The 15,515-nt window shown below is 73.5% G+C and carries 10 protein-coding genes and 1 pseudogene; 10 read left to right on the forward strand and 1 reads right to left on the reverse strand.

All coding sequences use genetic code 11. The annotated features are described in order from the left end of the window. Positions 1-279 precede the first annotated feature (279 nt). From AB0N17_RS02175 to AB0N17_RS02185, 3 genes and pseudogenes are all read left to right on the forward strand, one after another. On the forward strand, positions 280-3,159 hold the full coding sequence (locus AB0N17_RS02175) for a DEAD/DEAH box helicase (protein WP_366009159.1): 2,880 nt from the start codon (positions 280-282) through the stop codon (positions 3,157-3,159). Next, positions 3,156-4,448 (forward strand): SWF or SNF family helicase, encoded by a 1,293-nt coding sequence (locus AB0N17_RS02180; protein ID WP_366009160.1) that lies wholly within the window; start codon positions 3,156-3,158, stop codon positions 4,446-4,448. Before AB0N17_RS02175 ends, AB0N17_RS02180 begins: the two co-directional genes overlap by 4 nt. Before the next feature lie 96 nt (positions 4,449-4,544). Next, positions 4,545-5,419: pseudogene (locus AB0N17_RS02185) on the forward strand (esterase-like activity of phytase family protein); the annotation flags it as partial. A gap of 170 nt (positions 5,420-5,589) precedes the next feature. On the opposite strand, the gene xylA reads toward AB0N17_RS02185, so the two are convergent. Then, positions 5,590-6,756 (reverse strand): xylose isomerase, encoded by a 1,167-nt coding sequence (gene xylA / locus AB0N17_RS02190; RefSeq protein WP_366009161.1) that lies wholly within the window; start codon positions 6,754-6,756, stop codon positions 5,590-5,592. A 190-nt stretch (positions 6,757-6,946) separates the two neighbouring features. Here xylA and xylB point away from each other — a divergent pair, with 190 nt between their 5' ends. The 7 genes from xylB to AB0N17_RS02225 all read left to right on the forward strand — a co-directional run bounded on the left by xylB (position 6,947) and on the right by AB0N17_RS02225 (position 15,437). Next, positions 6,947-8,407 (forward strand): xylulokinase, encoded by a 1,461-nt coding sequence (gene xylB / locus AB0N17_RS02195; RefSeq protein WP_366009162.1) that lies wholly within the window; start codon positions 6,947-6,949, stop codon positions 8,405-8,407. 28 nt (positions 8,408-8,435) lie between these two features. Further along, a complete protein-coding gene (locus AB0N17_RS02200) occupies positions 8,436-9,644 on the forward strand; it encodes an ROK family transcriptional regulator (protein WP_366009163.1) in 1,209 nt (402 codons plus the stop codon). Between the two features lie 45 nt (positions 9,645-9,689). Further along, positions 9,690-10,181: an NUDIX hydrolase gene (locus AB0N17_RS02205; protein ID WP_366009164.1), complete on the forward strand. Its 492-nt coding sequence runs from the start codon at positions 9,690-9,692 to the stop codon at positions 10,179-10,181. 284 nt (positions 10,182-10,465) lie between these two features. Beyond that, entirely contained in the window at positions 10,466-11,953 is a 1,488-nt protein-coding gene (locus tag AB0N17_RS02210; protein ID WP_366009165.1) for an APC family permease, read from the forward strand. Between the two features lie 266 nt (positions 11,954-12,219). Next, positions 12,220-13,233, forward strand: a complete 1,014-nt coding sequence (locus tag AB0N17_RS02215; protein ID WP_366009166.1) for an acetamidase/formamidase family protein — start codon at positions 12,220-12,222, stop codon at positions 13,231-13,233. Positions 13,234-13,403: 170 nt separating this feature from the next. Beyond that, positions 13,404-14,039 carry an N-acetylmuramoyl-L-alanine amidase gene (locus AB0N17_RS02220; protein WP_366009570.1) on the forward strand — a complete coding sequence of 212 codons (636 nt, stop codon included), beginning with the start codon at positions 13,404-13,406 and terminating at the stop codon, positions 14,037-14,039. Positions 14,040-14,150: 111 nt separating this feature from the next. Continuing rightward, a complete protein-coding gene (locus AB0N17_RS02225; RefSeq protein ID WP_366009167.1) occupies positions 14,151-15,437 on the forward strand; it encodes a GAF domain-containing protein in 1,287 nt (428 codons plus the stop codon). Positions 15,438-15,515: the final 78 nt, after the last annotated feature.

The raw sequence follows: 15,515 nt of genomic DNA on the forward strand, positions 1-15,515 counted from the left end.
CCTGACTTCGGGGACTCCGTGGACCGTGCCTCCGTCATGCTCTCCCCCTCACCCGGCCACTGCGCTCGACAGCGGTAGCGGCCATTGTCCGCGCATGGCGGGCGTTTGCCACCCGTTCACCGGTGTCGAACAGATTGTGAAGTGGTCGGGGGTCTGCCACCGCAGCATGCCGACAACGCCTCCGCCGTGCTGTAGCCTCGGCGGCCCGCCCCCAGGTAGTCAAATTTGAGGAGTACGGCAGAGCAGTGCAGACGATCCTCACGACCCCCCTCACCCCCCTTGGACCTGTCCGAACTGACCCGCTGCTGCACCGTGTTCCTGCCGGCCGACCCCGCGCGTGCGGGCAGCTTCGCCTTCTGGCGACGGGACGGAGCCGCCCCTCCCGCCGTCGCGGACGGCTCCGTGACAGAGCTGGACATCGTCGTACCGGCGGCCGGTGGCCGTGTGGAACAAGTCCGCACGCCCGCCCTCCTGTTGCCCGTACGCCGGGCCCTGCCTCTGCTCACGCGCGCGCGTGCCCTGCCCCGAAGCCACCGGTCCGCCGGCTTCTGGAGCGCCGCCTGCTCGCTGGCCCTGCATTTCGTGGCGCGCGGTCTCCTGCTGCCGGGGCTCACGCCGGACGACCACGACGCCTGGCGGGTGGGGCCGTTGTCCGCGGGCGACGTGGAACTGGTCCGCGAACTCGCCGCCGCCATGCCGCCGGAGGCGCACGCCGTGCCGCTCACGGCCGGGCACTCGCTTCGGCTGCCCGACCCGGAGCGGCTGCTGCGGGCTTTCCTGGATGCCGTCGCCGACGTGCTCCCCCGCTCACCCGCCGCGCCCCTGGTGACCGACGGCCCCGCGTACACGGCGCCCGGGCCACAGCGGCTGCCCGCGCTGCGCGCCTGGGCCGACGACATCGCCGCCCGCCACGACGCGGGAGTGCGGCTGTCCCTGCGCGTGGAGGCCTCCGGTCTCGATGAGGTCGCAGAGCAGGAACAGGCCGCGCAGGAGCAAGAGGCCGCGGAGCGGAACGGGGCCGCGGTCCGGTTCCGCGCGGTGCTGCAAGTGCACGGTGCGACCGGCTCGATGGACGTCACGGACGCCGCCCGGCTGTGGACCGAGGCGGAAGCGGCGCCGCGGGCGTTCGGGCCACGCGGGCGTGCGGACGCACTGCTGGCGCTCCGCCGCGCCGCCCGTGCCTGGCCGCCGCTGCAACCACTGCTCTCCGCCGCCGTCCCCGACGCCGTCGAACTCTCCGACGAGGAGATCACCGAACTCCTGGGCGAGGGTACGCGGGCCCTCGCCGCGACGGGGGTCGAGGTGCACTGGGCGAAGGAGCTGTCGCGCGATCTCGCCGTGCACGTGACCGTCGGCCCGTCGGACGAGGGTGCGGCAGCCTCGGGGGCCGGTCCGGCACCGTCGTCGTTCCTCTCGGCGGACACTGCCGTCGGGTTCGCCTGGGGTTTCTCGCTGGGCGGGCGGCAGTTGTCGCGGCAGGAGCTGGACCGGCTGGCCGAGGCCAAGCGGCCCCTGGTCCGGCTGCGCGACGGCTGGGTGCTGGTCGACCCGCGGGAGGCGCGCCGCGCCCGGACGCGTCAGGACCGCTCCCTCAGCCCCGTAGCGGCGCTGGCCGCCGCTCTCACCGGCTCGGTGGAGGTCGAGGGCCGGCAGGTCGACGTACGGCCCACGGGATGGCTGGAGCGGCTCCGGGACCGGCTCACGGATCCGGCGGTGGAGCGGACCACCGTGCCGCCGCCGGGCCTTGCCGCCACTCTGCGGGACTATCAGCTGCGCGGCCTGGACTGGCTGGCCCGCACGACCTCTCTCGGCCTGGGCTGCTGCCTGGCCGACGACATGGGCCTCGGCAAGACGGTCACGCTGATCGCCCTGCACCTGCACCGGCGGCAGGACGCCTCGACTGCCGGTCCCACGCTCGTCGTCTGCCCCGCCTCGCTGCTCGGCAACTGGCAGCGGGAGATCGAGCGGTTCGCTCCCGGCATTCGGGTACGCAGGTTCCACGGAGCCGGGCGCTCGCTCGGTTCGGTGACGTCCGACGAGTTCGTCCTGACCACTTACGGCACGATGCGCCTGGACGCCGAGCGGCTCGCCGGGGTGCCGTGGGGCATGGTCGTGGCCGATGAGGCGCAGCACGTGAAGAACCCCGGTGCGGCGACCGCTCGGGCGCTGCGTTCCATCGGCACACGCGCGCGTGTGGCGCTCACCGGCACGCCGGTGGAGAACAACCTGACGGAGCTGTGGGCGATCCTGGACTGGGCCACACCTGGGCTGCTGGGCCGTCTCGGCACCTTCCGCGAGCGGTACGCACAGCCCGTCGAGGGCGGCCGGGATCCCGCCGCCGCGGAGCGGCTGGCCCGGCTCGTCCAGCCGTTCCTGCTGCGGCGGCGCAAGTCGGACCCCGGCATCGCGCCCGAGCTGCCGGCGAAGACCGAGACCGACCATCCGGTGGCCCTCACACCTGAACAGACCGGCCTGTACGAGGCGTTGGTCCGCGAGACCCTGGACCGCATCGCTGCCGCCGACGACATGGCCCGCCGGGGTCTGATCATGCGGTTGCTGACCGGCCTGAAGCAGATCTGCAACCATCCGGCGCAGTTCCTCAAGGAGGACGGTCCGCAGCCGGCCGGGCGCTCGGGAAAGCTGGAGCTGCTGGACGAACTCCTCGACATCATCCTCACGGAGGGCTCGGGCGTCCTCGTCTTCACGCAGTACGTGCGCATGGCCCGCCTTCTCGAACGGCATCTGTCGGAACGCGGTGTGCCCTCGCTGCTCCTGCACGGCGGCACTCCGGTCGCCGCGCGCGAGGCGCTGGTACGTCGCTTCCAGGACGGCGAGGTGCCGGTGTTCCTGCTGTCGTTGAAGGCCGCCGGCACCGGCCTGAACCTCACGCGCGCCGAGCACGTCGTGCACTACGACCGGTGGTGGAACCCCGCGGTCGAGGCGCAGGCCACCGACCGCGCGTACCGCATCGGGCAGACCCGCCCGGTGCAGGTGCACCGGCTGATCGCCGAGGGCACCCTGGAGGACCGCATCGCACAGATGCTGGCCCGCAAGCGGGAGTTGGCCGACGCGGTGCTCGGCGCCGGTGAGAGAGCCCTGACGGAACTGACGGACGCGGAACTGGCCGCACTGGTCGAACTGCGCGGGGAGACGCGATGAGCCGCCACGACGACGAGCAGGGCCATGACGCCGGGCGCACGATCGCCGCACTCCCGCCCGCACACGGGCGGGGCTTCGCGCAGAGCTGGTGGGGACGCGCCTGGCTGCGGGCGCTGGAGGACACGGCTCTGGAGCCTGCGGCGGTCAAGTCGGGGCGCCGGCTCGCGCGCGCGGGCGGCGTGGGCGCGGTCACCGTGCGACCGGGCCGGGTCACCGCCGTCGTCCGCGATCGTGGGGGTGCGGCGCACCGGGCGGACGTGCTGGTGCCGGAACTGTCCGGGCAGGAATGGGCACGGTTCCTGGACCTGGCCGTGGAGCAGGCCGGGCACATGGCGGCGCTCCTCGACCGGGAGCTTCCCCCGCACCTGATCGAGGACGCGGCGGTCGGCGGCATCGAGTTGCTGCCGGGCCTGGGCGATCTGGACCCCGAGTGCGACTGCGGCACCTGGGGCCACTGCGGCCACACGGCGGCGCTGTGTCACCAGGTGGCGCGCCTGCTGGACGAGGATCCGTTTCTGCTCCTGCTGATGCGCGGACGGGACGAGGATACGTTCCTCGCTGAGCTGCACGTGCGCAGCGCCGCGCCCGGGGCGGAGCCTTCCGGGGCCGCGGCCGCCGCCGCGGGTGTGGACGCGGCGGAGGCGTGGAGCGCCGCGGGCATCCTGCCGCCTCTGCCCGAGCTGCCCGGCCTCCCGGGGACACCCGGTACCCCGCCGTCCCTCGACACCGGCCTGGAGCCGCCGCCCGGAATCGATGCCGTGGCACTGGAACACCTGGTGGGCCGTACCGCAGTGGAGGCCTGTCGGCTGCTGTCGGAAGCGCCGCGTGTCGAGCCATGCGGCGAGGCCGAGTCGACGGTTGCTCAGGATGCCGTACGGCTCGCCTGTGGTGCGCCGCCCGGGGCCGTCGCCGAGCGGCTCGCCGAAGCGTCGGGGCGGGGCCGTGCCGGGCTGGCGACGGCTGTCCGGGCCTGGTCGGCCGGGGGCGCCGCGGCCCTGTCCGTGCTCGACGCGGAGTGGCCGGTGGAGGGCGTGCCGCTCGCACGCGCGCGTGCGGCGCTGGACGTCGCCTGGGAAGGGGACGAACGACCGTCGTTCCGCAGGAGCGGCAACCGGTGGACGGTCCCGGGTGAGGGAATCCAGCTGCGCCTGGGCCGAGACGGCCGCTGGTGGCCGTACCGGGAGGGTGACGACCGCTGGATCCCGGTGGGCGGAGCGGAGCGTGATCCCGCGACGGCCCTGGCCTCGGCCCGCTGCGAATCGGAGTCGACGACCGCGGAGGGAGAGTGACACGCCGGCATCCCGTCGGCGCGATCCGATGAACGGCGGTCGCCGGCCGTTCATCCCGCGGTCGCGCCGTGTTCCGCTGGGGGCCCAAATGTGCGCAACGCGCTCCTGCCCGGGAGCGTGGACGACGACCACGGCATCGCGCTCGGCGGCATCGGCAGCGACATCTACCCGGCGGGCCGTAAGGGCGAGGACTGGACGGTGACCGACCGCGGCCCGAACGGTCAGATCAAGGTGGACGGCAAGAAGCGCCGCACCTTCCCGGTGCCGGGGTTCGACCCGTCGATCGTGAAGATCCGGGTCGTCGGGGAGTCGGTGAAGGCCGTCGACGCGATCCCGCTGACCACCTCGTCCGGCGAGGCCGTCACCGGGCTGCCCGACCAGCAGAGCCGCGACGAGGCGCCGTGCACCTACGACGCGAGGACGCCGCGGTCGTACGACCCGAACGGCCTGGACACCGAAGGCATCGTGCGGACCGGGGACGGGACGTTCTGGCTCGTGGACACCCGCTATGTGCCCCAGGGCCTGAGGCTGACCGGCGCCGACTACCCGACGACACCTCCGAGCTGAAGATCTCCTCCATGGTGGCGGTGGGCGGTGACCGGCTGCTCGTGGAGGAGCGCACGGACAAGGCGGCCCGGCTGCAACTGGTCGAGCTGAAGCGCGGGTCGAGCGTTCTCGGCGGTCCGTGGGACGACGACACGACGTCGCCGTCCCTGGAGCAGCTGGACGATCCCGCGGCCGCCGGGGTGCCGGTTCTGGCCAAGCGGCTCGTGGTCGGCCTCGGCAAGGCCGGCGGGGTGCAGCAGAAGATCGAGGGCATCGCGCGCGTGGACCGCGACACGCTCGCTCTCGTCAACGACAACGACTTCGGCATGACGGACGGCGCGGGTGCCTTCGACGCTCAGGGCCGGCTGGTCGACAGCGGCGTCAAGACGACCGTGACGTACCTGCGGCTGCCCAGGGGGCTGTGACCGGTTTCCGGCCCCGGTCGGTCCCGGGACCTCGCTCGGCCCAGGCCGGGGAACAGCTCGTGCTCGTGCCGTTCCCCGGCCCGCGCCATGCCCGGTGGCCAGGCCTTCGTCATGCCCGGGTCGCCCGGCCACTGCCGTGCCCGAGTGCGGGCACGCGCGCGTGGGGCCGTTCAGCCGCGCGCCCCCAGCAGGTGGTCCATCGCCAGCTGGTCGAGACGTTCGAACGCCATCCCGCGCGCGGCGGCGGCCTCCACGTCGAAGTCCTCGAAGGCCGAGCGGTCGGCGAGCAGCGCCTGCAGGCCGTCGGCCGCGGTGGGCTGGGCCAGCTGGTCCAGGCGCGACGCGCGCAGCGCCTCCTGGACCTCCGGGTCCGCACGGAAGGCGGCCGCACGCTCCTTGAGGATGAGGTAGTTGCGCATGCAGCCGGCCGCCGAGGCCCACACGCCGTCGAGGTCCTCGGTCCGTGGCGGCTTGAAGTCGAAGTGACGCGGGCCGTCGTAGCCGGCGCTCTCCAGGAGGTCGACCAGCCAGAACGCCGCCCGCAGGTCACCGGCGCCGAACCGCAGGTCCTGGTCGTACTTGATGCCGGACTGGCCGTTGAGGTCGATGTGGAAGAGCTTGCCGGCCCACAGCGCCTGCGCGATGCCGTGCGGGAAGTTCAGGCCCGCCATCTGCTCGTGCCCGACCTCCGGGTTGACGCCGTACAGCTCCGGGCGTTCCAGGCGCTCGATGAAGGCCAGCGCGTGACCGACGGTGGGCAGCAGGATGTCGCCGCGCGGCTCGTTGGGCTTGGGCTCGATGGCGAAGCGGAGGTCGTAGCCCTGGGCGGTGACGTACTCCCCGAGGAGGTCGAATGCCTCCTTCATCCGGTCGAGAGCCGCACGGACGTCCTTGGCGGCTCCGGACTCGGCACCCTCGCGACCGCCCCAGGCGACGTACGTCCGAGCGCCCATCTCGGCCGCCAGATCGATGTTGCGGATCGTCTTGCGCAGCGCGTAACGCCGCACGTCGCGGTCGTTGGCGGTGAACGCGCCGTCCTTGAAGACGGGGTGCGTGAACAGGTTCGTGGTGGCCATCGGGACGGTCATGCCGGTGGCGTCCAGGGCCTGCCGGAACCGCTTGACGTGGGATTCGCGCTCGCTGTCCGTGGACCCGAAGGGGATCAGGTCGTCGTCGTGGAAGGTCACCCCGTGCGCGCCCAGCTCGGCCAGGCGCTGCACCGTCTCGACCGGGTCGAGGGCACGGCGCGTGGCGTCGCCGAAGGGGTCCCTGCCCTGCCAGCCGACGGTCCACAGGCCGAACGTGAACCTGTCCTCGGGGGTGGGCTGGTAGTTCATGCCGCGGCTCCTTGCTGCGTACGACTATTTCGTCATGGCCGTTTACAAATTAGTATGCGGGCGCACCTCTGGGAAGAGACAAGATGTGTTTGACCCGCACGCCGCGGAACATCACACACGTCTTGGAAGATCACGGAAGTCGCTGAACGGCACGGAACGTCACGGATCGTCGTGGAAAAGGGAGAGCCCGATGTCAGCAGCCGAGGGTCCGCTCGTCGTCGGCGTGGACACATCCACTCAGTCCACGAAGGCGCTGGTCGTGGACGCGTCGACCGGGCAGGTGGTGGCGAGCGGCCAGGCCGCGCACACCGTGTCCTCGGGCGCGGGCCGGGAGAGCGATCCGCGTCAGTGGTGGCAGGCCCTGTGCGAGGCGTTGCGCCAGTGCGGTGACGCGGCGCACGAGGCGGCGGCCGTGTCGATCGGCGGTCAGCAGCACGGTCTGGTGACCCTGGACGAGCACGGGGAGCCGGTGCGTCCGGCGCTGCTGTGGAACGACGTCCGCTCCGCGCCGCAGGCCCGCCGTCTGGTGGAGGAGCTGGGCGGCCCGAAGGCCTGGGCGGAGCGCACGGGCAGCGTGCCCGGGGCGTCCTTCACGGTCACGAAGTGGGCGTGGCTGGCCGAGCACGAGCCGGACGCGGTGCGCGCGACCAGGGCGGTACGGCTCCCCCACGACTACCTCACCGAGCGCCTGACCGGGCAGGGCACGACCGACCGCGGCGACGTCTCCGGCACCGGCTGGTGGGCGTCCGGGACGGAGGCGTACGACCCGGAGACCCTGGCGCACGTCGGCCTCGATCCTGCGCTGCTGCCCCGGGTGGTGCGGCCGGGCGAGGTGGCCGGCACCGTGCGCGACAGCCACGACCTGCCGTTCTCCAAGGGCACGCTGGTGGCGCCCGGCACCGGCGACAACGCGGCGGCGGCGCTGGGGCTCGGGCTGCGGCCCGGCACCCCGGTGCTCAGCCTCGGCACGTCGGGCACGGTGTACGCCGTCTCCAAGCGCCGCCCCACCGACCCGACCGGCACCGTGGCGGGCTTCGCCGACGCGCACGGGGACTGGCTGCCGCTGGCCTGCACGCTGAACTGCACGCTCGCCGTCGACCGCGTCGCGACCCTGTTGGGCCGGGACCGGGAGGCGGTGGAGGCGGGCGGCTCCGTGACGCTGCTGCCGTACCTGGACGGCGAGCGCACCCCGAACCTGCCCGACGCCTCCGGTCTGCTGCACGGACTGCGGCACGACACGACCGCGGGCCAGCTGCTGCAGGCGGCCTACGACGGCGCGGTGCACACGCTGCTGGGCGCGCTCGACCTCGTCCTTGAGGAGGACGCGGACCGCAGCACCCCGCTGCTGCTGATCGGTGGCGGGGCCCGCGGGGCGGCCTGGCAGCAGACCGTGCGCCGGCTGTCGGGGCGTCCTGTACAGGTGCCGCAGGCGCGGGAGCTGGTCGCCCTGGGTGCGGCGGCACAGGCCGCCGGGCTGCTGACCGGCGAGGATCCGGCAGCCGTGGCCCGCCGCTGGAACACGGCCGCGGGTCCGTTGCTGGAGGCCGTGGAACGGGACCAGGAGACGCTGAACCGGATCACCGGGGTACTCTCCGACGCGGCCCCGCTGCTGGAGCGGGGGACACACGCCCCGTCGCGCACATCGAGCTGAGCGGCAGACACCGAGGATCACTTCAGGCATGACCGCACCGCTGCACGAGGCCCGCCCGCCCGGCACCGGCCGCGCCCTGCCGGACACCCAGCAGGGCATGCGCCGGCGCAATCTCGCCCGTGTGCTGCACGCGGTCAGCGCCGAGGGTTCACTGTCCCGGGCCGCCGTCGCCTCGCGCATCGGTCTGACCCGGGCGGCCGTGTCAACGCTGGTGGACGAGCTGATCCGGTGGGGGCTGCTGGAAGAGCTGGGCCCGGAGCGGCCCGGCCGGGTGGGCCGCCCCGGTTCGGCACTCGCGGTCAGCGGCCGGGGTCCGGCCGGCATCGGGGCGGAGATCGGCGTCGACCATCTCGCGGTGTGCGCGGTCGACCTGCGCGGCGCGGTCCGCGCGCGTGCCGTGCGGCACGGCGCCAACCGGGGGCGGGACCCCGAGCACGTGGTCGCGGAGCTGACCGCGCTGATCCACCGGGTCGTCACGGAGGCCGAGCGGGAGGAACTCTGGCCCGCCGGGCTCGCGGTCGCCGTGCCCGGGCTGGTGGCCAGGGACGGGCGGACGGTCGTACGCGCCCCGAACCTCGACTGGCACGGCACGGATCTCGGCACACTGCTGCCCGGGGCCTGGCCGCTGACCGTGGACAACGAGGCCAACTTCGGCGCGCTCGCCGAATTGTGGCTCGGCGACGGCACGCCGGGGGACTTCCTGCACGTCTCGGCCGAGATCGGCATCGGCGCCGCCGTCGTCGTGGACGGCGGGCTGCTGCGCGGTACCCGGGGCTTCGCGGGCGAACTGGGCCACGTTCCGGTGCGGCCGGACGGGCCCCGCTGCCCGTGCGGGAGCCGCGGCTGTCTGGAGCAGTACGCGGGCGAGGAGGCGGTCCTGCGTGCGGCGGGTCTGGAGCCGCGCGAGGATCTGGTGGGCCTGCTCGCGGACCGCGCCGAGAAGGGCGACGACCACGTACGAACGGCTCTGCGGGAGGCCGGCACGGCGCTCGGCATCGCCCTGACCGGCGCGGTGAACCTCCTCGACCCGGAGACGGTGGTGCTGGGCGGGGCCCTGGCCGGCCTCTCCCCCTGGCTGCTGCCCTCCCTGGAGGCGGAACTGGCCGGCCGTACGGCGGGTCCGGCCTGCCCGGTGACGGTGTCCCGGCTGGGCTCGCAGGGCCCGCTGCTGGGTGCGGCGCACTCGGTCGTCCGCTCCGTGCTGGACGATCCGGCGGTGGTCACGGAACGATCCTGACGGGGGCTCGACCAGCTTCCGAGGACCGTACTTCCTGGAGGCCGGGTGACGGACTGGGTGCCGCGTACGGAATGGGTCAGGACGCAGCCGCAGGCGCTGCTCGCCTCGTGCGTGCTGATGCTCGACGAGCAGGCGCGCCTCCTGCTGCTGCGTTACGGCACCGGAGGGCCGTATGCCGGGCACTGGTGGCTGCCCGGCGGCATGCTGGACCATGGTGAGGATCCCTGGGCCGCGGCGCGCAGGGAGATGGGTGAGGAGACCGGCATCGACATCGGCCCGGTGCCCGCGCTGCTCGGCGTCGATCACCGGGTGGACGTGCTCGGCACGGGCCCGGTCCTCGACTGCTTCTTCCACGGCGGCACCTTGCCCGGTGGCGTCCCCGTACGGCTGAGCGCCGAGCACGACCGCTACGGACTGTTCGCGCCGTCCGAGCTGGCCGGGCTCCGGCTCGCGGCCCGGCTCTCCACACTGCAGGCGCTGCACGCGGCGGCGCGTGCCGGAGGCGTGGTGTACCTGCGGGAGGGTGTGCCGCTGTGACGGCCGGGCGCCCGCGGCCCGCCGGCGCCCGAGGATCGGCGGGCGGCCTCACCATCCCGGCCCCGGCCAACACCCGGGATCCCCCGATCGGGTGACGGACTTGTCCACAGGCCGCCCGCTGTCCACGGAACCGCTCCACGGCCTTCTGCCCGCCCCTCCCGCGCCGTACCGTGATGCACACGAGCCGCAGCCGTGGGGCGGTCAAGTCCACGGTGCCGCTCGCGAACTGAGGAGCCATCACACGCATCGGGCAGCCAGTGGGCCGACACGCATCGGGGGGACACGTGGGCGGGGAGACGACCGGAACTCTGCGGCGAGACGCGATCGGTCTGCGCGAGGTCCTGTTCCAGAGCGTGACGGCGATGGCGCCGGCCGCCGCGGTGGCCGCGTCGATTCCGTCCGGTGCCGCCTTCGCCGGCGGCAGCCTGCCGTTGGCGGTGCTGATCGCCCTGGTGGCCTGTCTGTTCACCGCCTCGTGCGTGGCCGAGCTGGCCCGCGAGCTGCCCGCCGCGGGCTCGGTGGCCACCTATGCGGCGCGCGGGCTGCACCCGGCCGTCGGATTCCTCGTCGGATGGGGCTATGTGTTCGTGGAGATGCTGGTCCCACCCCTGTTGCTCCTGCAGCTGGGGTTCACCGCGGCCGGCACGCTGCACGAGGAGTGGTCCTCGTACCCGGCGGACCTGTGGTGGCCCTGGTCGCTGGCGGGTGCCGGTGTCATCGCCGCCGCCGGTTATCTGGGCGTCCGCGCCTCGGCCCGCTTCGGCACCGTCCTCGGCGTCTTCGAGATCGTCGTCTTCCTGGTGTTCGCCCTCCTGCTCATCGGCAAGGCGGGCGACGCCAACACCCTCTCGGTGTTCGGCACGTCCCACACCGCCGACGGATACGCGGGGGTCGGCGGCGTGTTCGCCGGGTCCGTGTACACGGTGCTGGCGTTCGCCGGGTTCGAGGCGGCGGCGCCGCTCGCCGAGGAGACACGCGACCCCCGTCGGACGATGCACCGCGCGGTCCTCGGCGCGGCGCTGGGCATCGGGCTCTTCTACGTGATCACCACCTACGCGATGACCGTCTACTTCGGGCCGGACCGCTTCGCGAAGTTCGGCGCGTCGGGCGCGGCGTCCTGGGACGGGGTCGCCCGGGCGTCCTTCGGTCTGTTCTGGGTGCTGGTGTTCCTCGCGGTGGTCAACTCCACGATCGCCAACGCCAACGCGTGCGCGAACGTCTCCACCCGTACGGCCTTCGCCCTGGCCCGCATCCGGGTCCTGCCCCGTCTGCTCGCCACGCTGCATCCCCGGCACCGCTCTCCCGTGGCCGGGATAGCGGCGCAGACCGTCGTGGCGGTCGGCACGGCGCTGGGGCTCGGCTTCGCCTACGACCCCGTGACCGCGTTCCTCCTCCTCGCCACGGTGATCGTCACCGTCGTCGTCGGCGTCTACATCGTCGTCAATCTCGCCTGCCCCGGCCACTTCCTGCGGGCAGGCCGGGGCGCCCTGAAGCCGGTACGCCATCTGCTCTTCCCGGTGCTGGGCATCGTGGCCTTCGTCCCGGCGCTGCTGACGGCCGCCGGACTCCCGGTGTTCGACTTCGTGACCGAGCTGACACCACCGGTGTCCTATGCGGGGCCGGTCGTCGGCGGCTGGATGGCGGCGGGCGTGGTGGTCCTGCTGGTGCTGATGCGACGTCACCCCGAGCGCATAGCCGAGACCGCGCGCGTGCACCTCGAGGAGTACGAGCCCACGGCCGGCCCTCGGCAGGACGGCACGGTACCGCGCTGACCGGCACTCGAACCGGAGGAACGGAGCCGGCCACGCCCGGGTGCCACCACGCCATCGCCCCGAACCGTGGCCACGCACGCCACGCCACACCACGCCTTTGAGCCGCCTCCACCCGACATCCTCAAGCCACGATCACCCCACCACCCCGGGCCGCCACCACCCCACGCCCCCAAGCCGCTTGCCGCGTGACCCGAGCCGCCTGGACCGTGCCCACCCCCGAGCCGCCTGCCCCACGACCACCGCTGCCAGAAGGGACCCCTGTCACGATGACCGACCCCCGGATCCTCACCGTGCGCCCGGAGCCGGACCAGTACGCCTGGACGTTCGGCGGCGCGGCGCCCATGGCGCGGATCGCGCCCGGCACCGTTCTCGATCTGTACACCGAGGACTGCTTCGCCGGGCGGGTCCGCTCCGAGAAGGACCTGGTCTCCGAGGTCTGCGAGTTCCCGTTCCTCAATCCGCAGACAGGTCCCTTCCACATCGAGGGAGCCGAGCCCGGAGACACCGTGGCCGTGCACTTCGTGTCGATCGAACCGGCCCGCGACTGGGCGGCGTCGACGACGGTCCCCCTGTTCGGAGCACTCACCTCCACGCACAGCACGGCCACGCTGCAGCCGCCGCTGCCGGAGCGGGTCTGGATCTGGCAGCTCGACCGCGCACGGCGTACCGCCCTGTTCCGGGCGCAGGACAGTGACATCGAGATCGAGCTGCCCCTGGACCCGATGCACGGGACGGTGGGCGTGGCCCCCGCCAACCTGGAGGTGCGCTCGGCCCTGGTCCCGGACGCGCACGGCGGGAACATGGACACCCCCGAGATGCGGGCCGGCGTCACCTGCTACCTGGGGGTGAACGTCGAGGGCGCCCTGCTCAGCCTCGGCGACGGACACGCCCGGCAGGGCGAGGGCGAGACCTGCGGGGTCGCCGTGGAGTGCGCCATGCACACGGTGGTGATCGTGGAGCTCCTCAAGGGCGTCGTCACACCGTGGCCCCGGCTGGAGTCGGACACGCACATCGTCTCGACCGGCTCGGCGCGCCCGCTGGAGGACGCGTTCCGGATATCGCAGCTCGACCTGGTGCAGTGGCTGGTGCGCGACTACGGGTTCAGTGAGCTGGACGCGTATCAATTCGCAACCCAGGCGGTCGAATCACCGTTGGCCAACGTGTGCGACACGAACTACACGTGCGTGGCCAAGCTCCGCAAGGAGTGGCTGCCCGCGCGGGAGACGTACCGCGGTGTGCACGCGGGGCTGCGGGAGACCGCGGCAGCCCTGCGCCGCTGACGGACGTCGGCGGGCCCCCACGGCGCCGAGATCCGGCCGACGCCGAGGACGTGTCCGCACGGCGGCGCCGCGTCCCCCCTCCCCGCGTCCCCCCTCCCCGCGTCCGCGCCTCCCCGCGCGTCCGCCCCTCCCCCTCCCCCCACATCCCTGAAAGGCACCCGCCGATGGACATGGACCCGATCGGCCCGGCTGAACCGACAGCGTCAGCGGGCCCCGCACAGCCGCGCCTCAACAGACGCCGGCTCCTCAAGGGCGCGGCGCTCGCCGTCGTCCCCTACGCGCTGCTCCCCGACGCCCGTGCCGGTGCGCAGACCGGCAGCGTCGACTATCCGCCCGCCGAGTGGCGGCCGGCGAACGCCGCCAACTACACCGCGTCCGACCGCCCCGGCAGCTACACCGTCGACCGGGTGATCATCCACGTCACGCAGGAGACGTACAGCGACACACTGGCGATCTTCGGTAACCCGCAGAAGAAGGTCTCCGCGCACTATCTGGTCCGCTCGGCCGACGGTCATGTGGCCCAGTGCGTGCACGAGACCGACATCGCCTGGCACGCGGGCAACTGGGACTACAACACCCGCAGCATCGGTATCGAACACGAGGGCTGGGTGGACCAGCCCGCCTACTTCACGAACGCCCTGTACGAGCAGTCGGCGCGGCTCACCGCGGCGATCTGCGATCTGTACGGCATCCCGAAGGACAGGGAGCACATCATCGGCCACTACCAGGTCCCGGGCACCGACCACACCGATCCGGGGCCGGAGTGGGACTGGGTCCGCTATCTGAGACTCGTCAACTTCGCCTAGCCGGACGCCACCGTCCGACCGACCGCTGTCGAACCGGTTGTCCGCGCCAACACCGCGCGTGACGATGGTCGTAGCCGCAACACCGCCGTCGCACCGTCCGGGGAGGCCGGCTTGACCGATCCGTGGGTGGCCCTGGAGCCGGGGGCCGACCCCGCCGAGCGTGTCCGTGTGCTGCGCCGGGCGCACGAGACGTTCACCAGCGCGGGCACGGTCCCGCGCCCGGTGCGGTCGGTGGTGGCGGAGTCGTGGCGGCGCAGCGCACGGGCCGGGGTCGGGCCGGACGGCTCCGCCAGTGTGGAGCTGACCGACGCCGACCTCGGCGCGTACCGTGCGGAGCATCCGCTGGCCCCGGTGATGCCGCTGTTCCGGGAGCTGATGGGTACGTTCGCCGCCGACGGCGAGCATCTGCTGGCGGTGTGCGACGCGCACGGCCGGCTGCTCTGGGTGGAGGGGCATCCGGCGACCCGGCGGCGGGCGGACGGGATGAACTTCGTGCCGGGAGCGCGCTGGTCGGAGGCCGCGGTGGGCACCAACGCGCCGGGGACCGCGGTCGCCGTGGGCCGGCCGGTCCAGGTCTTCGCCGCGGAACACTTCATACGCCGGGTCCAGCCGTGGACCTGCGCGGCGGCACCGGTGCACGACCCGCGCACCGGCCGGGTCCTGGGCGCGGTGGACATCACCGGCGGGGACGGGCTGGCGCACCCGCACAGCCTGGGGTTCGTGCAGGCGGTGGCGCGGGCGGCGGAGGCGCAGCTGGCCCTGCTCGTCCCGCCGCCCCGCACGCAGGACACACCGCTGCTGAGCGCGCTGGGCCGGCACGAGGCGGAACTCGTCCTGGACGGACGCCGGATCCGGCTCGGACGCCGCCACAGCGAGATCCTCGTGCTGCTGTCCCGGCATCCCGAGGGGCTCACCGGTGACGAGTTGCTGTGCGCGCTGTACGCGGACGAGTCGGTGACGCCCGTGACGCTGCGCGCCGAACTGGTCCGGCTGCGCAGGCTGCTGGGTCCGGGGCTGCTCGCTTCACGGCCGTACCGGCTCGCGGTGGCGGTCGAGTCGGACGCCACCGTGGTGGAGCGGCGGCTGGAGGCGGGCGCGCTCACCGCCGCCACGGAGGCGTACACCGGGCCGCTGCTGCCCGGGTCGCAGGCCCCGGCGATCGTGCGGCTGCGGGACCGTCTCGCCGACGGGCTGCGCACGGCACTGATCGCGCACCGCGACCCGGACCTGCTGGCGGACTGGGCGCACGCGTCCTGGGGGGAGGACGACCTGGAGGTGTGGCGGGCGCTGGCCGCGGTGCGGCCCACCGCGCCGGTGCGGGCCCGGCTCACCGCGCTCGAGGCCGAACTGACCGCGCCGGCCGGCCGGGCACCGGGGCGGACCTGCGGCGCAACGTAGGTGCAACGTCCGCCTGCCTAGCCTCCCGGGCGAGAGCTGCCCAACGGCGGGCAGCGCTGCACCGGGAGGCAGACCAGC

Source organism: Streptomyces sp. NPDC051133 (assembly GCF_040682635.1).
GTDB lineage: Bacteria > Actinomycetota > Actinomycetes > Streptomycetales > Streptomycetaceae > Streptomyces.